Source organism: Amycolatopsis granulosa (assembly GCF_011758745.1).
In the GTDB taxonomy this organism is placed as follows: domain Bacteria; phylum Actinomycetota; class Actinomycetes; order Mycobacteriales; family Pseudonocardiaceae; genus Amycolatopsis_E; species Amycolatopsis_E granulosa.
Genome location: NZ_JAANOV010000001.1, coordinates 1,214,699 through 1,234,389, shown reverse-complemented (window position 1 = coordinate 1,234,389; position 19,691 = coordinate 1,214,699). Strand labels below are relative to the sequence as shown.

Genomic DNA, 19,691 nt, shown 5'->3' with positions numbered 1-19,691 from the left:
CGTGGGCGATCTTGTCGGTGGCTCCGGTTAACCTGCGGGGGTGTCCGAAACCGTGGAAGCCGCCGGGGAGAAGGTGCCCGCCCGGCGCGTTCTGGGGCTGGCGGTCCCGGCCCTGGGGGTGCTGGCGGCCGAGCCGTTGTACGTCCTGGTCGACACGGCGGTCGTCGGGCACCTCGGGGCGCTGCCGCTGGCCGGGCTCGCGGTCGGCGGCGTCGTGCTGGCCCAGGTCTCGACCCAGCTGACGTTCCTGTCCTACGGCACCACCTCGCGGACCGCCCGCCTGCACGGCGCGGGACGCCGGGCGGAGGCGGTCGGCGAAGGTGTACAAGCCACCTGGCTGGCGCTGGTCGTGGGCCTGTTCGTGCTGATCGCCGGGCAGCTGCTGGCCGGGCCCGTCGCGCGGCTGCTCTCCGGCAGTGACGAGGTCGCGGCGCAGGCCGTGTCCTGGCTGCGGATCGCGTTGTGCGGGGCGCCGCTGATCCTGGTCACGATGGCGGGCAACGGCTGGATGCGCGGGGTGCAGGACACCGTCCGCCCGTTGCGCTACGTCCTGGCGGGCAACGGCATCTCGGCCGTGCTGTGCCCGCTGCTGGTCTACGTCGCCGGCTGGGGGCTCACGGGCTCCGCGGTCGCGAACGTCGCCGCCCAGGTGATCAGCGCCGGGCTGTTCCTGCGTGCGCTGGTGGCCGAGAAGGTGCCGCTGGCGCCGCGGCCGAAGGTCATGCGCGCCCAGCTCGGCCTGGGCCGCGACCTGGTGCTGCGCAGCCTCGCGTTCCAGGCGTGCTTCGTGTCCGCCGCGGCCGTGGCGGCCCGTACCTCGACCGACGCTGTCGGGGCGCACCAGATCGTGCTCCAGTTGTGGACGTTCCTCTCACTCGTGCTCGATTCGGTCGCGATCGCCGCCCAGTCGCTGGTTGGTGCGGCGCTGGGGGCGGGATCGGCGCGGCAGGCGCGCGGGGTGGCCGGGCAGATCACCCGGTACGGGCTCGTCATGGGCTGCGTGCTCGGGGTGGTGTTCGCGGTGGTCTCGCCGGTACTGCCGCACGCGTTCACCTCGGACCCGGGGGTGCTGGGTGAGGTGCCGCACGCCTGGTGGTTCTTCGTGGCCCTGCAGCCGGTCGCCGGGGTGGTGTTCGCGCTGGACGGGGTGCTCCTCGGCGCGGGCGACGCGGCCTTCCTCCGCACCGCGACGCTGGCCAGCGCCGCCCTCGGGTTCCTGCCACTGGTCTGGGCGTCGCTCGGCCTGGGCTGGGGGCTGACCGGCATCTGGACCGGGCTGTCGCTGTTCATGGTGCTGCGCCTGTCCGCCGTGGTGGCCCGCTGGCGCTCGGACCGGTGGACGGTGCTCGGCGCGGTGCGGTGATGCCTCGCCGGCGGGCGGTTCGCGCCCGACGGACTGGGGCGATCGGGTGATCCCGCTACGCCCTGTGGCTGAAAACACCCCGGTAACGGGTAAGTATCGGCCCGGCATCGGCGATATCACTCCCGGGACGGCGATGCGGGCGTCCCCGTGCCGTTTCGCCGTCCAACCCTCGGGAGGAATTCCTCGTGCCGCCGCAGCAGGCACCCGTGACCGGCAAGGCCAGCCGCCGGTCGTGGCTCATCTGGTTCACCGCCGCCATCGTCTACCTCCTCTCCGTCTTCCACCGCACCTCGTTCGGGGTCGCCGGCCTGGAAGCCGCCGACCGGTTCGGGGTCGGCGCCGCCGCACTGTCCACGTTCACCGTCCTGCAGGTCGGCGTCTACGCCGCGATGCAGATCCCGACCGGTGTCCTCGTCGACCGCTTCGGCCCGCGCAAGGTGCTCACCGCCGCGCTGCTCTTCCTCGGCCTGGGCCAGGTCCTGGTCGCCCTCGCCGGCAGCTATGCGCTGGGCCTGCTCGCCCGCGGGGTGCTCGGGTTCGGCGACGCGCTCACGTTCGTCAGCGTGCTGCGCCTGATCGCCGCGCACTTCCCGGGCCGCCAGTACGCCGTCGTCACCAGCTTCACCACCGCGATCGGCTTCCTCGGCAACCTCGCCGCGACCGTTCCGCTCACCCTGCTGCTCGCGGGTCCGGGCTGGACGCCGACGTTCCTCGCGGCCGGCCTGATCACCGCGGTCTACGCCGCGGTCGTCGCCGGCCGGGTCCGGGACACGCCGTCCGGCGCCACCCCGAAGGCCGGCCCGGTCGACGCGCGGCAGCTGGCGCGCCAGATCCGCACGGCCTGGCGCGTCCCGGGCACCCGCCTGGGCTTCTGGGTGCACTTCTCCACGATGTTCGCCCCGAACGTGCTGACCCTGTTGTGGGGCGTGCCGTTCCTGGTGCAGGGCCAGGGCCGCCCGGCCGCCACCGCGAGCGCGCTGCTGACCGTGTTCGTGTTCGGCTCGATGATCGGCGGTCCGCTGGTCGGCAGCGTCATCTCCGCCCGGCCGGGCACGCGGATGCCGCTGGTGCTCGCCTACCTCGCCGGTGCCGCGGCGGTGTGGGCGGTGCTGCTGAGCTGGCCGGGGCAGATCCCGGTCGGCGTGCTCGTGCCCGCGTTCGCGTTCCTGTCCCTGGGCGGACCGGCGTCGATGATCGGGTTCGCGCTGGCCCGCGACTACAACCCGCTGTCCCGGGTGGGAACCGCGACGGGCGTGGTCAACGTCGGCGGGTTCGTCGCCACCACGGTCACCGCGCTCGTGATCGGGGTGCTGCTGCAGCTCACCGGCGGGCAGTTCCGGCTGGCGCTGTTGGCGGTCGTCGCGCTGCTGGTCCTGGGCACGTCCCGGATGCTGGTGTGGTGGCTGCGTGCCCGTGCCGAGCTGTTCGCCGCGCAGGAGCGGGGCGAGCAGGTGCCGGTGCAGGTGCGCCGGCACGTCTGGGACGCCGCGACCCGGAAGGTGCCGGCACCGGCGTAACCGCGCCCCGTAAGGTGTCCAGCCGTGTCCCAGCCGAAGACCCGACGCCCCGCGCCCCCGCCCGGTCTGCTCGTGGTGGACAAACCACCGGGCATGACCTCCCACGACGTGGTGGCGCGGGTGCGCCGGATCATGGGCACCCGCAAGGTCGGCCACGCCGGCACCCTCGACCCGATGGCCACCGGTGTGCTGGTGCTGGGTGTCGAGCGGGCGACGAAGCTGCTCGGCCACCTGGCGCTGGACCGCAAGACCTACCTCGCCACGCTGGCGCTGGGGACGGCGACCACCACCGACGACGCGGAGGGCGAACCACTCGGCACCGCGGATCCGGGCGCGCTGGCCGCCGTCACCGACGACGTGATCGCCGGGGCTGTCGCCGCGTTGACCGGCGAGATCCAGCAGGTGCCCAGTGCGGTGAGCGCGGTCAAGATCGCCGGCAAGCGGGCCTATGCGCGGGTGCGCGCCGGGGAGGAGGTCGCGCTCAAGCCGCGGCCGGTCACCGTGCACCGGTTCGACCTGCTCGCCACCCGCCGCGAGGCCGGCCGCATCGAGCTGGACGCGGTCGTCGAGTGCTCCTCGGGCACCTACGTGCGGGCGCTGGCCCGTGATCTCGGGCACGCCCTCGGTGTCGGCGGTCATCTGGCCGCGTTGCGCCGCACGACCGTCGGTCCGTTCGGCCTGGCCGCCGCGCGCACCCTGGAGCAGCTGGAGGAGAAACCGGAGCTGTCGCTCGACCTGGACAGCGCGGTCGCCGCGGCGTTCCCGCGCTACCAGGTCGATGCGGCCACGGCCCGGGCGGTCCGGTACGGACAGCAGGTGCGCGCGTCCGGCCTGGCCGGCACCTACGGCGTGTTCGATCCCGACGGTCACGCGCTGGCGCTCGCGGTGGACGCGGGTGGCGTGGCCCGCTCCGTGGTGGTGCTCGCACCGGCGTGAGGGCCGGCCGCTCCCCCCACCCTCCACGGACGCGCGACGCGCGGCAGTACGCTGCGTGCGTGCAGAGGTGGCGAGGACTGGCTGATCTTCCCGGCGGGTGGGGACGCTGCGTGGTCACGATCGGCGTGTTCGACGGGGTGCACCGCGGGCATCAGGCGCTGATCGCGAAGACGGTCGAGGTGGCCAAGCACCGCAACCTGCCCAGCGTGATGCTGACCTTCGATCCGCACCCGTCCGAGGTGATCCGCCCGGGCAGCCACCCGGCGCAGCTGACCACGCTGCGCCGCAAGGCGGAGCTGGTCGAGCAGCTGGGCATCGACGTGTTCTGCGTGCTGCCGTTCACCCTCGAGTTGTCGCGGTTGACCGCGGACGAGTTCGTGCACGAGGTGCTGGTCGACCGGTTGCACGCGGCGGCCGTGGTGGTGGGGGAGAACTTCACCTTCGGCCACAAGGCCGCCGGCACCGTGCCGCTGCTGAAGGAGCTGGGCCGCCGCTTCGGTTTCGCCACCTACGGCGCCGAGCTGCAGGGCGGAGCCGCGGCGGAGGGCGAGACGACCGACGCCGGCGAGATCACCTTCTCCTCGACCTACGTGCGGTCGTGCATCGACGCCGGGGATGTCGTCGCGGCAGCCGAGGCGCTGGGACGGCCGCACCGCCTGGAAGGCATCGTCGTCCGCGGGGACGGCCGCGGCCACGACCTGGGCTATCCCACGGCCAATCTCTCCACGCCGCGGTTCGCGGCGGTGCCCGCCGACGGTGTCTACGCCTGCTGGTTCGTGCGCGACAAGCAGCCCGGGCGGCTGCTGCCGGCGGCGGTCTCGGTCGGCACCAACCCGACCTTCTCCGGTCGCGAGCGCACGGTCGAGGCGTTCGTGCTCGACGTCGACGAGGACTTCTACGGCCAGCACGTCTCGCTGGACTTCGTCGACCGGCTGCGGGACATGGTGCGGTTCACCTCGGTCGACGACCTGGTCGAGGAGATCGGCGACGACGTGCGCCGGACGCGGGCGGTCCTCGGTCTCGACGGCTGAGCGCTCCGGTGCGCGTGCGCGGATCGCTGGGGGATTTCGCCGCGCACGTCCGATCCGGCCTGGCAAGATGGGTGGGCGGTGCCGGAACTGTCAGGGGAGAGCAGGGAGCACGCACGTGGATGACCACAAGATCGTCCAGCGGAACATCGCTCTGCAAAGGGAGTGGTACGGCGAACCGCTGGGCGACCGGGTGCGCCGTCTCGTGGTCGCGTTCAACGTGTCGCAGGCCTACCTGGCCGAGGTGCTGGGCATCAGCGCGCCGATGCTGAGCCAGGTGATGAGCGGCCGGCGCGCCAAGATCGGCAACCCGGTGGTGCTCGCCCGGATGATCATGCTCGAGCGCAAGTGCCTGATCCCGGAGGTCGCCGCCGGCCACCCCGAAGCCCTGATGGCGGCGCTGGAGGACGTGCGCGACGCGCGGCCCACCGTGGGGCGCGACACCTTCCCGGTCCACGCGCTGTCCGAGGAGCGGGCGGCGCTGTCCGCGCTGCGCGACATCGCCGAGGACGAGGACCTGGTCGAGGCCGCGAAGCGGCTGGACGAGGAGTTCCCGGCGCTGGCCGACCTGCTCCGCCGCGCCGGGCAGCAGGCCTGAGGCGTGGCGCTGTTCTCCGCGGTCCTGCCGCCGGCGGCCGTCGTGGAGTCGCTGGCCGACGTGGTCGGCGGCCTGCCCCGCACGGCGGGGGTGCGCTGGAGTCCGCCGGAGAGCTGGCACGTCACGCTCGCCTTCTACGGCCAGGACGAGGCCACCGCCCGCGCCGGCTGGCTGCGGCCGCGGCTGGCGGGAATGCCGGCGCCCCGGATCCGGTTGGAAGGAGCGGGCACGTTCACCCGGGTCCTCTACGTGCAGGTGCACGGCGAGGGGATCGTCCAGCTGGGCCAGGCGGCCGGCGCCGGTGATGCCGACGGTGGCCGGGCGTACCTGCCGCACCTGACCCTGGCACGCACCCGGGCCGCGGTGCCGCCGGAACTGCTCCGGCTGCTGGCGGGCTACCGCAGCGAGACGTGGACCGCCCGGGAGGCGGTGCTGATGCGGTCCGCCCGGGGCGCCGGGGGCACCCGGTATGCGGTGGTCGAGCGGTTCCCGCTGTCCCAGCAGGCCAGGTAGTGCGCACCCTGATACCCTGAATCACCGGGTCCGGCTGCAGTCCGTGGCGGCCGCGACCGTCTACCCGCGTCCAGCGGGCCTCACGGCACAGAACAACACAGAGGAGATACTCAGTGGCGCTGTCCACCGACGAGAAGAAGTCGATTCTGACCGAGTACGGTCTGCACGAGTCCGACACCGGGTCCCCGGAGGCCCAGGTCGCGCTGCTCACCAAGCGGATCATCGGTCTCACCGAGCATCTCAAGACGCACAAGCACGACCACCACTCCCGTCGCGGCCTGTTGCTGCTGGTCGGCCGCCGCCGCCGGCTGCTCAACTACGTGATGAAGGTGGACATCGAACGCTACCGGTCGCTGATCCAGCGACTCGGCTTGCGCCGATGACGTGATCGAAAGGGGGAGTGACCACGGTCGCTCCCCCTTTCGTCCATCCGAGGAAGAAAGAGGAAGGGCAGGCGCTCGAGGGCAAGGACGCCGGTCCTCGGTAGTGGCCTACGGGAGGCAGTCCCGTGGGCTTCGATCGAAGACCGGCTCGTTCCTCGGACGCCGCCCCGCACGGGCGGGGCGCATGCTGCCCGAACGAACGAGGAGTCAACTACACATGACCGAAGCAAGCGGACCTGTCGTGCACGAGTCCGAGGCCGTCATCGACAACGGCAAGTTCGGCACCCGCACGATCCGCTTCGAGACGGGCAGGCTCGCCCGGCAGGCCGCCGGCGCTGTCGTGGCCTACCTGGACGAAGAGACCATGCTGCTGTCGGCGACCACCGCTTCGAAGCAGCCGAAGGAGCACTTCGACTTCTTCCCGCTGACGGTGGACGTCGAGGAGCGGATGTACGCCGCGGGGCGGATCCCGGGCGCGTTCTTCCGCCGCGAGGGCCGTCCCTCCACCGACGCGATCCTGACCTGCCGGCTCATCGACCGGCCGCTGCGCCCGTCGTTCGCCGACGGCCTGCGCAACGAGATCCAGATCGTCGTCACCGTGCAGAGCCTGCACCCCGAGGACCCCTACGACGTGCTGGCGATCAACGCCGCGTCGGCCTCGACCCAGATCGGTGGGCTGCCGTTCTCCGGCCCGATCGGTGGCGTGCGCGTCGCGTTGATCGACGGACAGTGGGTCGCGTTCCCGACCTGGTCGCAGCTGGAGAAGGCGACCTTCAACATGGTGGTCGCCGGCCGTGTCGTCGGTGATGACGTCGCGATCATGATGGTCGAGGCGGAGGGCACCGAGAACACGCTGGACCTGATCTCGGACGGTGCCCCGGCGCCGACCGAGCAGGCCGTGGCCGAGGGCCTCGCGGCCGCCAAGCCGTTCATCCGCGTGCTGTGCGAGGCGCAGCAGAAGCTGGCCGACGCGGCCGCCAAGCCGACCGGCGACTTCCCGGTGTTCCCCGCCTACCAGCAGGACGCCTACGACGCGGTGGCCGCCATCGCGAGCGAGGACCTGGCCAAGGCGCTGACCATCGCTGGCAAGCAGGAGCGCGAGAACGCCACCGACGAGGTCAAGGCCGCGGTGCTGGCCAAGGTCGGCCTCGGCGAGGGCGAGGCGTTCGAGGGCCGTGACAAGGAGATCGGCGCCGCGTTCCGCGCGCTGACCAAGAAGCTGATCCGCCAGCGGATCCTGCGGGACAAGGTCCGCATCGACGGCCGCGGCCTCACCGACATCCGCCAGCTCTCGGCGGAGGTCGCGATCATCCCGCGGGCGCACGGTTCGGCGCTGTTCGAGCGCGGCGAGACCCAGATCCTGGGTGTCACCACGCTGAACATGCTGCGCATGGAGCAGCAGATCGACTCGCTGTCGCCGGAGACGACGAAGCGGTACCTGCACCACTACAACTTCCCGCCGTTCTCCACCGGGGAGACCGGCCGCGTGGGCTCGCCCAAGCGGCGCGAGATCGGCCACGGCATGCTGGCCGAGCGGGCGCTGGTGCCGGTGCTGCCCAAGCGCGACGAATTCCCCTACGCCATCCGGCAGGTGTCCGAGGCGCTGGGCTCGAACGGGTCCACCTCGATGGGTTCGGTGTGTGCGTCCACCATGTCGCTGCTCAACGCCGGTGTGCCGCTCAAGGCTCCGGTCGCGGGCATCGCGATGGGCCTGGTGTCCGATGAAGTGGATGGGGAGACGCGTTATGTCGCGCTGACCGACATCCTCGGCGCCGAGGACGCCTTCGGTGACATGGACTTCAAGGTCGCCGGCACCAAGGACTTCATCACCGCGCTGCAGCTGGACACCAAGCTCGACGGCATCCCGTCGGACGTGCTCGCGGGCGCGCTGAACCAGGCCAAGGACGCCCGGCTGACCATCCTCGACGTGCTGGCCGAGGCCATCGACCAGCCGGACGAGATGAGCCCGTACGCGCCGCGCGTGACCAGCGTGAAGATCCCGGTCGACAAGATCGGCGAGGTCATCGGCCCGAAGGGCAAGATGATCAACTCGATCACCGAGGAGACCGGCGCCGACATCTCGATCGAGGACGACGGCACGATCTACGTGGGCGCGGCCGACGGCCCGTCCGCGGAGGCCGCGATCGGCAAGATCAACGCGATCGCGAACCCGCAGCTGCCGAAGGTGGGCGAGCGCTTCCTGGGCACCGTGGTGAAGACGGCCGCGTTCGGCGCGTTCGTCTCGCTGCTGCCCGGCAAGGACGGCCTGATCCACATCTCGAAGCTGGGCAACGGCAAGCGCATCGGCAAGGTCGAGGACGTGGTCAACGTGGGCGACAAGCTTCGCGTCGAGATCGCCGACATCGACAACCGCGGCAAGATCAGCCTCGTCCTCGTCAAGGACGAAGAGGACACAGCCGAGGGCACCAAGAGCGCCGAGGAGACGCCCGCCGAGGGCGCCGAGGCCAAGTAAGCCACAAGCGGTAGCCGGGAACGGCCCGTCCCGGATGGGGCGGGCCGTTTTCCGTGTACCCGCGGACGATTGTTGGGATTCGATGGCGCGACAAATTGCCGGCCACGAGCAGGCCGTGGGCACCACGCGCACGCTCGAAGCCGGGACGAACGGCCAGATCGTGAAGCGCACCGTGCTGCCGGGCGGGCTGCGGGTGGTCACCGAGCACGTGCCCGGGGTGCGGTCGGCGACGGTGGGCCTGTGGGTGGGGGTCGGCTCGCGGGACGAGACGCCGAAGGTCGCCGGTGCGGCGCACTACCTGGAGCACCTGCTGTTCAAGGGCACCACGCACCGGTCCGCCGTGCAGATAGCGGAGGAGATCGATGCGGTCGGCGGTGAGCTCAACGCGTTCACCGCGAAGGAGCACACCTGCTACTACGCACAGGTGCTCGATGAGGATCTGCCGCTGGCGATGGACCTCGTCACCGACGTGGTGTTCGAGGCGCTGTGCGCGGACTCCGATGTGGACACCGAACGCAGCGTGGTGCTCGAGGAGATCGCGATGCGCGACGACGATCCCGAGGACCTGCTGCACGACACGTTCGTGACCACCGTTTTGGGCTCGCACCCGCTGGCGCGTCCGGTGCTGGGCACCACGGGCTCGATCAGCGGGATGTCGGCGGCCGGGCTGCGTGGTTTCTACCGGCGCCGTTACACACTGCCGAAGATGGTGCTGGCGGTGGCCGGCAACGTGCAGCACGCGCAGGTGCTCCGCCTGGCGCGCAAGGCGTTGCGGGACCGGATGTCCGGTTCGGACACCCCGGTGCCGCCGCGGACGGGCAAGGCCAGGGTGGCCGCGGACCGGCGTCTGGTGCTGCACGGCGACGACACCGAACAGGCCCACGTGATGCTCGGCATGACGGCCCTGTCGCGGCACGACGAGCGCCGGTACGCGCTGTCGGTGCTCAACGCCGCGCTCGGCGGCGGCATGAGCTCCCGGCTGTTCCAGGAGGTGCGCGAGCAGCGCGGCCTGGCCTACCAGGTGTACTCGTCGGTGGCGACCTACGCCGACACCGGGCACTTCTCCGTCTACGCCGGCTGCCAGCCGGAACGGCTGGGCGAGGTGTCCGCGGTGCTGCGGGACGTGCTCGGCCAGGTCGGCAAGGACGGGTTCACCGACGCCGAGGTCGCGCGCGCCAAGGGGCAGCTGCGCGGCGGGATCGTGCTGGGGCTGGAGGACACCGCGTCGCGGATGTCACGCCTCGGCAAGCAGGAGCTCAACTACGGCACGTACCTGCCGGTCGACGAGTCCGTGGCGCGGATCGCCGCGGTGACCACCGAGGAGGTGTGTGAGCTGGCCCGCACCCTGTTCGGGGCGCCGGGAGGGGTCACCGCCGCCGCGGTCGTCGGGCCGTACGCTTCGGAGCAGGACCTGCCGGACGATCTGCACGAGGTGATCGCGAAATGAACCCCCGCGGTGAGGACGACCCGATCCGGGTCGGTGTGCTCGGCGCCCACGGACGGATGGGGGCGCAGGTGGTCGCGGCCGCCGGGGGCGCGCCGGACATGACCGTGGTGGCGACGGTCGACGCGGGCGACGACCTGACCGCCCTGACCGGCGCCGGTGCCGAGGTGGTCGTCGACTTCACCCACCCCGACGCGGTGATGGGCAACCTGGAGTTCGCGGTCACCCACGGGCTGCACGCCGTCGTGGGCACCACCGGGTTCACCGAGGAGCGGCTGGCGTCGGTGCGCTCGTGGCTGTCCGCGCAGCCGGAGGTCGGGGTGCTGATCGCGCCGAACTTCGCGCTCGGCGCGGTGCTTGCGATGCGGTTCGCGCAGCAGGCCGCCCGGTTCTACGAGGCGGTCGAAGTCATCGAGCTGCACCACAACCGCAAGGCCGACGCCCCGTCCGGCACCGCCGCGCACACCGCGCGGCTGATCTCGCAGGCGCGCCGCGAGGCCGGGCGCAAGCCGGGCGCGGACGCCACGACGAGTGAGCTGGACGGCGCCCGCGGCGCCCGCGTGGAGGACGTGCACGTGCACTCCGTGCGGCTGCCCGGGCTGGTGGCGCACGAGGAGATCCTTTTCGGTGCCGACGGCGAGACGCTCACCATCCGGCACGACTCGATGGACCGCACGTCGTTCATGCCGGGCGTGCTGCTCGGGGTGCGGGAGGTCCTGGGCCGGCCCGGGCTGACCGTCGGACTCGAGAACGTGCTGGACCTGTGAGAGCCCGCAACGTCGCCCTGCTACTGACCGCCGCGCTGGTGGTCTACCTGGTGCTGCTCGCCGAGCGGGCGGTCGCGCTGATCCGCACCGGCACCGTGGCCGGTATCGGGCTGGGAATCGGGGTGCTGATCCTGCCGCTGCTCGGACTGTGGATGGTCATCGCGACCTGGCGGTCCGGCACGCGCATCCAGCACCTCGCGCGCCGGCTGGACGCCGAGGGCGGGCTGCCGGACGTGGCGGACCTGCCGCGCATGCCCTCCGGGCGGGTGGACCGCGCCGCGGCGGACGCCTGGTTCGAGGAGCGCCGCGCGGAGCTGGAGCAGCACCCCGGCGACTGGCGGTACTGGTACCGGCTGGCCCACGCCTACGACATCGCGGGCGACCGGCGCCGCGCCCGCGCCACCATGCGCAAGGCGCTGGAGCTCGAGGCGACCGACTCCGCGCGCGGCTGATACCCGCGGTGGACCTGGTCTTGGCGGGCTACCTGTCGGTCCCGTTCGCGGAGCGGCCGAGCTTGCCGTCGGATTGGCTGCCCGGCCGCTTCATCAGCGTGAGCGAGTGCCTCACCGGTGTCCAGCACGGCCCGGAGTTCTGGGCCTGGCACACCGATCGGGACTCCGCTGCGCGCTTCGAGGGGCGGCTGCTGGCGATCGGGCTGACGATCGCGGACGCCACCGCACTGGCCGGGGAACTGCGGCCACAGTTCGCCGGCATGGCGGAGCGCGCCGCGGCGGAATGCCTGGTGCTCCGCCAGACGTTCGAACCGATGCCGCACGACGCGCAGCCGCGCGGGTTCGAGATCGTCGGCGTCGAGTCCGGGCTGATGAGCGTGCATTCCTGGTTGTGCCACGGCTACGACCGGGACGCCGCGGTGCGCCTGAACCGGTGGGGGCTGCTCGACAGCCACGCCCGGGCCGCCGCGGTGTTGGCGTGGATCCTGGGCCTGCCGCCGAAGGAGGCCCCGATCACGGCGCACTGGACGGTGGCCGTGATCGCCGAGCTCCCGCGCTGACGGTTCCACGGTGCCGGCCCGGTGTCAGTGGTGGAGCCAGCCGGCGAACATCGCGGGGGCGGCGGCGAGCAGGCTGTACCGGATGAACCGTCCGGCCAGGCCCGCGGTGAGGAACGTCGAGATCCGCATGTCGGCCAGTCCGGCCAGCACCGTCGTCGCCATGAACGGTGGCAGCCCCACCAGCGAGCTGATCCCGTAGGTGCCGGTCATCCAGAACGGGTGCCGGTGACACCGCTCGCGCAGCCACTCGACCTTGCCGCGCAGCCACTTGGTCCGCAGGTGCCACCACTCCCGGCGCCTGCTCGGCGGGCGCTGCCGGTGCAGGCGGTCGTGCAGGAACCGCGGTAATCCGATCGATCCACGCGCGGCCAGGTAGTACAGCAGCTTGCCCGCGACCTGCCCGATCGCCACGGCCGCGCCGATCAGGAGCCAGTGCACGCGCGGCTCGCTCGCGACGAGCCCCAGCACGAACACCTCGATGCTGACGACGGGCAGGATCGCGGACCCGAACGCGACGCCGAGTGTCACCCAGAACCAGGCGAACATGCGCGCCTCCTGTCGGGGGCCTCGGGCGGGCGCGCCCCCGCGGAGAGCGGAGGATCACACGGCGGATCACTCGAAGATATCAGCCTGAAGTGTGATCTCGGTGGATCCGGGGACGCATTCCGCCGCCTGCCGACTACCGGCTGCTCATCCTGCCGTCACCCGGTTCTGCCATCGTGGCGCCGTGCAACGGGACATCCGGGTGACGCGGTCGTTCGCGGAGGGGTTCGCGACGTGCTGCGCGACGGTCGTGCGGTACCTGCCGTTCGGGCTGAACACCCGGGTCCCGCCCAGTTTCGTGGGTTTCGCGCTGATCAACGGGTGCACGTTCGGCGTCGACCTGCTCCTGCTCACCCTCTCCCACGGCGTGGCCGGCCTGCCGCTCCCGGTGGCGATCACCGTCGCCTACGTGTGCGCGTTCGCCCTGAGCTTCGTGCTCAACCGCGTGGTGAACTTCCGGTCGCACGGCCCGGTCGGCCGGCAGGTCGTGCGGTACGCGGTCGCGGTGGCGGTCAACTACGTCGTGTTCATCCTCGGCGCCGGTGCCGGCCTGGCCGCGCTGGGCGTGGAGTACCACCTGGCCCGGATCCTCGCCGGAGCGTGCGAGGCGGTGTTCCTCTACAGCGTGCTTCGCTGGATCGTGTTTCCCCGGCCGTGCCGCGTGTAGCACGAGAGGGACCCGCTCGTAACATCGATCACGCGGGCAACGAAGATAGGCCGTGCCGCGTCTGTTGAGCGCGACCGCGCGTGGCCGGGACTGGGAGAACGAGTGAAGGCTGTCATCGAGACGATGAGGTACGGCAGTACCGCCGAGCGGGTACGCCTGGGCTTGGAGCTCCTGCTGGCCGTGGTGTTGTTCGCGGCGCTCGCCTACTACGCGCACGGCGTCCGGAAGTGGCCGACGGACGTCGACGTCTACCGGCTCGGTGCGGACACCTTCCTCAAGGGCCACTCCATCTACACCGAGCTGCCCGTCTCCTCCGTCGGCGGCCCGCTGCCCTACACCTACCCGCCGTTCTCCGCGGTGCTGTTCACCCCGCTGGCGATCATCCCGCCGTCGATCGGCTACCCGTTGCTGACCGCGGCGACCTGCCTGGCGCTGTTCCCGATCGTCCTGGCGTACCGCAAGGCGTCGCCGGAGCTGCGGGGGCTGCTGGCCAAGCCGTGGATGGTGGTCGCCGGGGCGTGCGCGATGGTGGTGGCCCACCCGGTCCTGAACACGATCTTCTGGGGCCAGATCAACGTCCTGCTGATGATGCTGGTCGCGCTGGACGTCCTGTGGCCCAACCCGCGCTGGCCGCGGGGCGCGCTGATCGGCATCGCCGCGGCGGTGAAGCTGACTCCGGCCGGGTTCGTGTTGATCTTCCTGCTGCGCAAGGACTTCCGCGCGGTGGTCACGAGCTTCGTGAGCTTCCTGGTGATGACCGCGATCGCGTTCGTGCTGATGCCGCGCGACTCCTGGACGTACTGGACCGACCGGGTGTTCCACGCCACGGGCATGAACATCGGCCCGATCCACGCGAACGAGTCGGTCAGCGCGACGTTCGAGAAGCTGCACATGACCGGCACCGCGCTCACCGTCGCGGGCGGCGTCGGGGTCATCGCGGTCGTGGTGATGACGTTCCTGGGCACGGCCCGGGCGCTGCGCGACGAGAACCTCCCGATGGCGCTGGGCGTCAACGCCGCCGGGGTGCTGCTGATCTCGCCGATCTCGTGGTCGCACCACTGGGTCCTGGCCCTGCCGACGGCCGCGCTGGTCCTGATGATGGGCGTGCAGAAGAACAACAAGTGGCTCCTCGTGTCCGGCTGGGCGGCGGTGGTGATCCTCTGGCTGTCGCCGCACTACTGGACGCCGATCGAGTGGTGGACCTGGAGCCACGCACAACAACTCGCGGGCAGCACCTACCAGATCGTGGCCGTGGCGTTCCTGGTCGTGATGACCGTGCGGTGGTTCCGGGGGCGCGGCAAGCCGGCGCCGGCCGAGGACCTGGACCTCGAGCTGGCCGGCGAGCTGACCCGCCCGATGATGGCGGCCGTCGAGCGGCCCGCCGGCGCGGTCCCCACCGCGGCCCGCGCGGGCGAGGAAGGGTAGGTCACTCGACCAGCCGGATCTCCAGCGCGCCCGTCAGGCGCAGTTCCCGCAGCCGTCGCGCGCCGGTGTCGAGGGTGCGGACGGTGCCGTCGGGACGCCAGCCGGCACGCCGGTAGAACCCGAGCGTGGCCGAGTCCGATTCCGCCGCCCAGGTGATCCCGCGGTCGGCGCCGAGCTCCCGCAGTCCCGCCGCGGCCGCGGCCAGCAGCCGGGCACCGTGCCCGCGGCGGGACCAGCGCGGTTCCACCAGCAGCGTGCCGATCAGCCCGGTGCGCCCGGCGTCCGGCGGCACGGTGCCCGCCGCGTCCGCCACGTCCTCCTGCGGGGCCGGGCCGGCCACGCAGAAACCGACGGCGAACGCGCCCTCGAACGCGAGGTGGACCCGCGAGCCGGGGTGGCCGATCGCTTCCGCCCACCGCGCCTCGACGAGGGGTGAGCCGAGTTCGGTCAGCGCCTGTTCGCTCAGGATGTCGTGGTAGGCCGTGCGCCAGGTGACGCGCTGGATCCGGGCGATCTCCGCGGCGTCGGCTTGCACGGCTTCGCGGACCGACACGGTGCTCATGCCGGGAGAACCTACCGGTTCTGTCGGTGGGTGCTGGCACCATGAGCGGCACGATGGAAACGATGACTGTGGCGGCCGCGCGGCGGGCGGCGCTGGCCGCGCAAGGCTTCGCCGACCCCCGGCCGCAGACCGAGCCGACCCGGCGGCACCTGCGCCGCACCCTGTCCCGGGTGCAGCTGATCCAGCTCGACTCCGTGAACGTCGCGGTCCGGGCGCACTACGCACCGCTGTTCGCGCGGCTGGGTGCCTACGATCCCGCCCTGATCGACGAGGCCGCGTGGTCGCACAGCAGTCGCAGGCCGCGGATGCTGGTCGAGACGTGGGCGCACGAAGCCAGCCTGATCCCGGTCGAGGACTGGCCGCTGCTGCAGTCCGGTGCGAAGCGGCCCGGATGGTGGCGGCACTACCAGCGCCTCGCCGACCGGTCGCCGTCCCTGATCGAGGACGTTCTGGCGGTGGTCAAGGAGCTCGGCCCGATCGGGGCGGGCGGTATCGAGCGCGAGCTGGAGGGCGAGTCGAAGCGCACGCCCGGGTCGTGGTGGGAGCGCTCGGAGATCAAGAAGATCTGCGAGCTGCTGTTCGGGCAGGGCCGGTTGACCACCGGCACGCGGCGCGGCTTCGAGCGGCTGTACGACCTGACCGAGCGGGTGATCCCGGAGGAGATCCTGGCCCGGCGGGTGCCGCCGGAGCAGGGCGCGCGTGAGCTGATCGCCCGCGCGGCCACCGCACTGGGCGTCGCGAGCGAGCCCGACCTGCGGGACTACTACCGGCTGGGCCCGGAGGCGAGCCGCCGGGCGGTGGCCGAGCTGGTCGAGGCCGGGGTGCTGGAGCAGGTCGAGGTGCGCGGCTGGCGCGGGCCGGCCTACCGGGTGGCAGGGGCCCGGATGCCGCGGAAAGTCACCGGCCGGGCCCTGCTGTGCCCGTTCGACCCGCTGATCTGGGAGCGGGCCCGCACCGAGCGGTTGTTCGGGTTCCGGTACCGCATCGAGATCTACGTGCCCGAGCCCAAGCGTGTCCACGGCTACTACGTGTTCCCGTTCCTGCTGGACGGTGAGCTGGTGGCGCGGGTCGACCTGAAGTCCGACCGGGAGGCGGGAGTCCTGCGCGTGCCGGGTGCCTTCGCCGAGCCGGGCGCCGACGTGCCCCGGGTGGCGGCGGAGCTGGCGGGGGAACTGCGGGTGATGGCGTCCTGGCTCGGGCTGGGGGACGTGGTGGTGGGGGAGCGGGGTGACCTGGCGCCGGTCCTGCGGCGGGCCTGAGAAGCCGGGGCCGGCGCCGGGCGTCCGGGACGCAGGGTGGTGCGACCAGCCCCACGCCGCACCACCCCACCACTCCGGTGGGCGGCCGGTCACCGCCCTGCGGCGGCCCTACTGGGCGGCGCGCGCCACCACGACGGTGCCGGAGCCGGTGCGCGCCCGCACGTTCAGCGGGACCTCGCCGTCCGGGCGTTCCAGGGACACGTCCAGCTCGCTGGACACGGTGCCCGCACTGGCCGTCAGGTCGACCTCGGCGGTCACGCCCGGCCGCACACCCACCCGGACGTCGCCCGAGCCGGTCACCAGCTCCAGGTTCCCGCCGGCCGCCTCGGCGACGGTGACGTCGCCGCTGCCGCTGCGGGCCAGCACCGAGCCGGACACGGTGCCAAGCCACACGTCGGCCGTGCCGGTCGCCAGTGTCGCCGACCCGGACAGCGACGCGACCTCCACCGCCCCGCTGCCGGTTCGCAGCTGGAGGCCGGCCAGCGTCGGTCCCAGCCGGATCGCGCCGGACCCGCTGCGGACCGTCGCCGCGCCTTCGGTGCGGTCCAGCCTGATCTCGCCCGCTCCGGTCGCGAGGTCGACCCGGCCGGCCGGGCCGGTCACCGTCACGTCCGCCGACCCCGCCCGCGTCTCCACGGTGGTCCCGGCCGGCGCGATCACCGTGATCGCCAGCGGGATGTTCCGCAGCGGCAGGGCCTTCGGCGCGTGCACGGTCAGCCGGTTGCCGGTCTGCTCCAGCCGCGTCTGCTGCACCGCGTCGGCCGGCGTCCCGTTCAGGTCGGTGCCCAGCTGGTCGCCGAACCGCTCGCTCACCCAGCTGAGCAGGCTGGAGATCCCTTGCGACCAGGGCTGCTGCGCATCCGGGTCGTGCCGGATCTCGACGGTCGCCTCGGCTTCGGTGGCGTCGAGCTTCACCTCGACCTTCCCCACCGTGACGGCGATGTCCAGTTCCAGCGGTCCCGGCAGCGGGAACGTCTGTGTGCGCACGAGTTCCGGATCGGTCATGGCTATCCCTTCACCCAGCCGTGCAGGTGCGACTCGGATCGCGAGCCGGCCTGCTTCTCGGCGCGCAACGACTGCGAACCGTGCAGCGCGCCCTGCACGGCCTGCGAGATGAACGTGTTCAGCGAGACGCCCTGGGCGGCCGCGGCGCGCTCGGCCTGTTCCTTGATGCGTTCCACCATGCGCAGCGTCAGCCTGGAGATGTCCCCGCCCTCCACGAGCGGTGGTTGCGGCGGCGGTGGTGGCGGGGGCGGCCCGGGCCGGTCGGCCCGCTCACGGTCGCCGGAGGTGCCGGTGACGACCACGCGGACGTCCCGGCCGTCCAGGCGCACCTCGACGACGTGGCTGGGCAGTTGCGCGGTCGCCTCGGCGGCGAGGTCGGCCAGCGCGTTCATCAGCGCCAGCCGGGCGGCCGGCTCGAGTGCGCCGGAGAGCAGCGCCGCGGCCCGCCGGATCTGCTCGTCCCCGGCCGAGGCCGTCGCGGTGAGGTCTTCCCGCAGGCTGGTGATGTACGGCGTCAGGTCCATGACACCACGATGACACCATGGATGGTGTCAGTCAAGGAAACATTGACACCACGTGGTGTCGCGGCTGGTCTGTCGTACCCGGCCGTTACGCTGCCTGGGAACAGTGAGGGGAAGGAGTGCGATGGCCGAGACCGTGTCGCCGAAGGTGCAGCTGATCGCGAAGACGGAGTTCTTCCCACCGGAGGACATCCCGTGGTCGACCGATGCCGACGGGGGTGAGGCGCTCGCCGAGTTCGCCGGCCGCGCCTGCTACCAGTCGTGGAGCAAGCCGAACCCGAGGACGGCCACCAACGCCGGGTACATCGACCACATCATCGAGGTCGGCCACCTGTCGGTGCTGGAGCACGGCTCGGTGAGCTTCTACATCAGCGGCATCTCGCGCTCGCTCACCCACGAGCTGATCCGCCACCGCCACTTCTCCTACTCCCAGCTGTCGCAGCGGTACGTGCCCGAGCGGGACGCGGCGTTCGTGGAGCCGGACGTCATCGCGAACGACCCGGAGCTGCACGAGAAGTTCCGCAAGGCCGCGCAGGCCTCTGTGGACGCCTACAACGAGCTGCTGGCCGGGCTGGAGCACAAGTTCGCCGACGCGCCGAGTGCCACGCTGCGCCGCAAGCAGGCGCGTCAGGCCGCCCGAGCGGTGCTGCCGAACGCCACCGAGACCCGCATCGTGGTCACCGGCAACTACCGCGCCTGGCGGCACTTCATCGCGATGCGGGCCACCGAGCACGCCGACGTGGAGATCCGCGCCCTGGCCGTGGAGTGCCTGCGGCAGCTGCAGAAGGCGGCCTCGAACGTCTTCGCCGACTTCACGATCTCGACCCTGCCCGACGGCACCGAGGTGGCCTCCAGCCCGAAGGTGCTCGAGGGGTGAAACGGCTCGCCATCGACGTGCAGCCGGGGGAGTACGCCGTGGCCCGGCTCGATCCGGGCACGGCCCTGCCGGAGCTGACCGCGCCGGACGGGCTCGTCTCGGTCACCCGCACCCCGGCCGAGACGTCGGTGATCTGCCCCGCGGCCCTGGCGCCCGCCGGTGCCCGCGTGGAGCCCGGCTGGCGGCTGCTGACCGTGCGCGGCCCGCTGTCGTTCACGCTGACCGGGATCATCGCCGCGCTGGCCAGCGAGCTCGCCTCGGCCGGGGTCGCGCTGGTCACCCTGTCCACGTTCGACACCGACCACGTGCTGGTGAAGGACGCCGAGCTGGCCCGCGCGGTGCAGGCGCTGCGTGCGGCCGGGCACGAGGTGACCACGGCGGCGGCCGCCTAGTGCGCGTCGAAGGTGGCGCGCACCGACCTGCGGCTGATCAACGCGACCACCGCGATCAGCAGCAGGCCGCACACCCCCTGCTCGATCCGCAGCCAGACGGGGAACGCCCCGGGGATCGCGACGATCACCACGATCGCCACGATCATGACCGCGGCCATCACGCGCCACCGCCGCCACGCACCGCGGGACCCGCGGACCGCCCGGTGAGCGAACGCGAACATCAGCACGGCGGTGGCGGCGACGATCACCGACCGCACCCACACCGCGTCGCTGACGTGGCGTGCCCGGCGGCGACGGCGAGAGTGGCGACGCTCAGCGCGAGGTAGCCGCCGACGAGCAGCCGGGCGCGGCGCACAGCGGAATGCATCACGGTTCCTGCGGCGGAGTGGTCCGGCGGCGGGTACGG

23 protein-coding genes are annotated in these 19,691 nt (G+C 72.2%); 17 read left to right on the top strand and 6 right to left on the bottom strand.

Annotation, left to right across the window (positions count from 1 at the left end; all coding sequences use genetic code 11):
• Positions 1–40: 40 nt before the first annotated feature.
• The 12 genes from FHX45_RS05995 (at position 41) to FHX45_RS05940 (ending at position 12,034) form a co-directional block, all read left to right on the top strand.
• Positions 41–1,363 (top strand): MATE family efflux transporter, encoded by a 1,323-nt coding sequence (locus tag FHX45_RS05995; protein ID WP_167097407.1) that lies wholly within the window; start codon positions 41–43, stop codon positions 1,361–1,363.
• 206 nt (positions 1,364–1,569) lie between these two features.
• Entirely contained in the window at positions 1,570–2,880 is a 1,311-nt protein-coding gene (locus FHX45_RS05990; RefSeq protein ID WP_167097405.1) for an MFS transporter, read from the top strand.
• A 24-nt stretch (positions 2,881–2,904) separates the two neighbouring features.
• Positions 2,905–3,816, top strand: coding sequence for a tRNA pseudouridine(55) synthase TruB (truB, locus tag FHX45_RS05985; RefSeq protein ID WP_167097403.1), 912 nt, complete (start codon positions 2,905–2,907; stop codon positions 3,814–3,816).
• 59 nt (positions 3,817–3,875) lie between these two features.
• Positions 3,876–4,847, top strand: a complete 972-nt coding sequence (locus FHX45_RS05980) for a bifunctional riboflavin kinase/FAD synthetase (protein ID WP_167097401.1) — start codon at positions 3,876–3,878, stop codon at positions 4,845–4,847.
• A 115-nt stretch (positions 4,848–4,962) separates the two neighbouring features.
• Complete coding sequence (locus FHX45_RS05975) at positions 4,963–5,442, top strand: helix-turn-helix transcriptional regulator (protein WP_167097399.1); 480 nt, start codon at positions 4,963–4,965, stop codon at positions 5,440–5,442.
• 3 nt (positions 5,443–5,445) lie between these two features.
• Entirely contained in the window at positions 5,446–5,955 is a 510-nt protein-coding gene (thpR, locus tag FHX45_RS05970; RefSeq protein WP_167097397.1) for an RNA 2',3'-cyclic phosphodiesterase, read from the top strand.
• Positions 5,956–6,068: 113 nt separating this feature from the next.
• Positions 6,069–6,338, top strand: coding sequence for a 30S ribosomal protein S15 (gene rpsO, locus FHX45_RS05965; RefSeq protein ID WP_167097395.1), 270 nt, complete (start codon positions 6,069–6,071; stop codon positions 6,336–6,338).
• Positions 6,339–6,555: 217 nt separating this feature from the next.
• A complete protein-coding gene (locus tag FHX45_RS05960; RefSeq protein WP_167097393.1) occupies positions 6,556–8,811 on the top strand; it encodes a polyribonucleotide nucleotidyltransferase in 2,256 nt (751 codons plus the stop codon).
• Between the two features lie 82 nt (positions 8,812–8,893).
• Entirely contained in the window at positions 8,894–10,258 is a 1,365-nt protein-coding gene (locus tag FHX45_RS05955) for a M16 family metallopeptidase (RefSeq protein WP_167097391.1), read from the top strand.
• Positions 10,255–11,022: a 4-hydroxy-tetrahydrodipicolinate reductase gene (dapB, locus tag FHX45_RS05950; protein WP_167097389.1), complete on the top strand. Its 768-nt coding sequence runs from the start codon at positions 10,255–10,257 to the stop codon at positions 11,020–11,022. The genes FHX45_RS05955 and dapB overlap by 4 nt, the downstream gene beginning before the upstream one ends.
• Positions 11,019–11,474: a tetratricopeptide repeat protein gene (locus FHX45_RS05945; protein WP_167097387.1), complete on the top strand. Its 456-nt coding sequence runs from the start codon at positions 11,019–11,021 to the stop codon at positions 11,472–11,474. The genes dapB and FHX45_RS05945 overlap by 4 nt, the downstream gene beginning before the upstream one ends.
• 8 nt (positions 11,475–11,482) lie before the next feature.
• The gene (locus FHX45_RS05940; protein WP_341771363.1) at positions 11,483–12,034 is read left to right on the top strand and encodes a hypothetical protein; all 552 of its coding nucleotides are present in this window, start codon (positions 11,483–11,485) and stop codon (positions 12,032–12,034) included.
• A gap of 24 nt (positions 12,035–12,058) precedes the next feature.
• Here FHX45_RS05940 and FHX45_RS05935 read toward each other — a convergent pair whose 3' ends face one another.
• Positions 12,059–12,580: a YqaA family protein gene (locus FHX45_RS05935; protein ID WP_167097385.1), complete on the bottom strand. Its 522-nt coding sequence runs from the start codon at positions 12,578–12,580 to the stop codon at positions 12,059–12,061.
• 181 nt (positions 12,581–12,761) lie between these two features.
• Here FHX45_RS05935 and FHX45_RS05930 point away from each other — a divergent pair, with 181 nt between their 5' ends.
• The gene (locus FHX45_RS05930) at positions 12,762–13,244 is read left to right on the top strand and encodes a GtrA family protein (protein ID WP_341771362.1); all 483 of its coding nucleotides are present in this window, start codon (positions 12,762–12,764) and stop codon (positions 13,242–13,244) included.
• A gap of 123 nt (positions 13,245–13,367) precedes the next feature.
• Positions 13,368–14,669 carry a glycosyltransferase family 87 protein gene (locus tag FHX45_RS05925; RefSeq protein ID WP_208405817.1) on the top strand — a complete coding sequence of 434 codons (1,302 nt, stop codon included), beginning with the start codon at positions 13,368–13,370 and terminating at the stop codon, positions 14,667–14,669.
• 1 nt (position 14,670) lies between these two features.
• Here FHX45_RS05925 and FHX45_RS05920 read toward each other — a convergent pair whose 3' ends face one another.
• Entirely contained in the window at positions 14,671–15,231 is a 561-nt protein-coding gene (locus FHX45_RS05920) for a GNAT family N-acetyltransferase (protein ID WP_167097381.1), read from the bottom strand.
• 41 nt (positions 15,232–15,272) lie between these two features.
• On the opposite strand from FHX45_RS05920, the gene FHX45_RS05915 reads away from it, so the two are divergent.
• The gene (locus FHX45_RS05915; protein ID WP_167097379.1) at positions 15,273–16,490 is read left to right on the top strand and encodes a winged helix-turn-helix domain-containing protein; all 1,218 of its coding nucleotides are present in this window, start codon (positions 15,273–15,275) and stop codon (positions 16,488–16,490) included.
• Positions 16,491–16,598: 108 nt separating this feature from the next.
• Here the strand turns inward: FHX45_RS05915 and FHX45_RS05910 are convergent, their stop codons facing one another.
• Together FHX45_RS05910 and FHX45_RS05905 are read right to left on the bottom strand one after the other, a co-directional pair.
• Positions 16,599–17,495 carry a DUF4097 family beta strand repeat-containing protein gene (locus tag FHX45_RS05910; RefSeq protein ID WP_167097377.1) on the bottom strand — a complete coding sequence of 299 codons (897 nt, stop codon included), beginning with the start codon at positions 17,493–17,495 and terminating at the stop codon, positions 16,599–16,601.
• Between the two features lie 2 nt (positions 17,496–17,497).
• A complete protein-coding gene (locus FHX45_RS05905) occupies positions 17,498–18,019 on the bottom strand; it encodes a toxin-antitoxin system HicB family antitoxin (RefSeq protein ID WP_167097375.1) in 522 nt (173 codons plus the stop codon).
• 121 nt (positions 18,020–18,140) lie between these two features.
• On the opposite strand from FHX45_RS05905, the gene thyX reads away from it, so the two are divergent.
• The gene (gene thyX, locus FHX45_RS05900) at positions 18,141–18,893 is read left to right on the top strand and encodes an FAD-dependent thymidylate synthase (RefSeq protein WP_167097373.1); all 753 of its coding nucleotides are present in this window, start codon (positions 18,141–18,143) and stop codon (positions 18,891–18,893) included.
• On the top strand, positions 18,890–19,285 hold the full coding sequence (locus tag FHX45_RS05895; protein ID WP_167097371.1) for an ACT domain-containing protein: 396 nt from the start codon (positions 18,890–18,892) through the stop codon (positions 19,283–19,285). Before thyX ends, FHX45_RS05895 begins: the two co-directional genes overlap by 4 nt.
• Here FHX45_RS05895 and FHX45_RS05890 read toward each other — a convergent pair.
• Both FHX45_RS05890 and FHX45_RS28340 read right to left on the bottom strand, forming a co-directional pair.
• Complete coding sequence (locus FHX45_RS05890; RefSeq protein ID WP_243868931.1) at positions 19,282–19,533, bottom strand: hypothetical protein; 252 nt, start codon at positions 19,531–19,533, stop codon at positions 19,282–19,284. The genes FHX45_RS05895 and FHX45_RS05890 overlap by 4 nt on opposite strands.
• Positions 19,530–19,652, bottom strand: a complete 123-nt coding sequence (locus FHX45_RS28340) for a hypothetical protein (RefSeq protein ID WP_279588846.1) — start codon at positions 19,650–19,652, stop codon at positions 19,530–19,532. The genes FHX45_RS05890 and FHX45_RS28340 overlap by 4 nt, the downstream gene beginning before the upstream one ends.
• Positions 19,653–19,691: the final 39 nt, after the last annotated feature.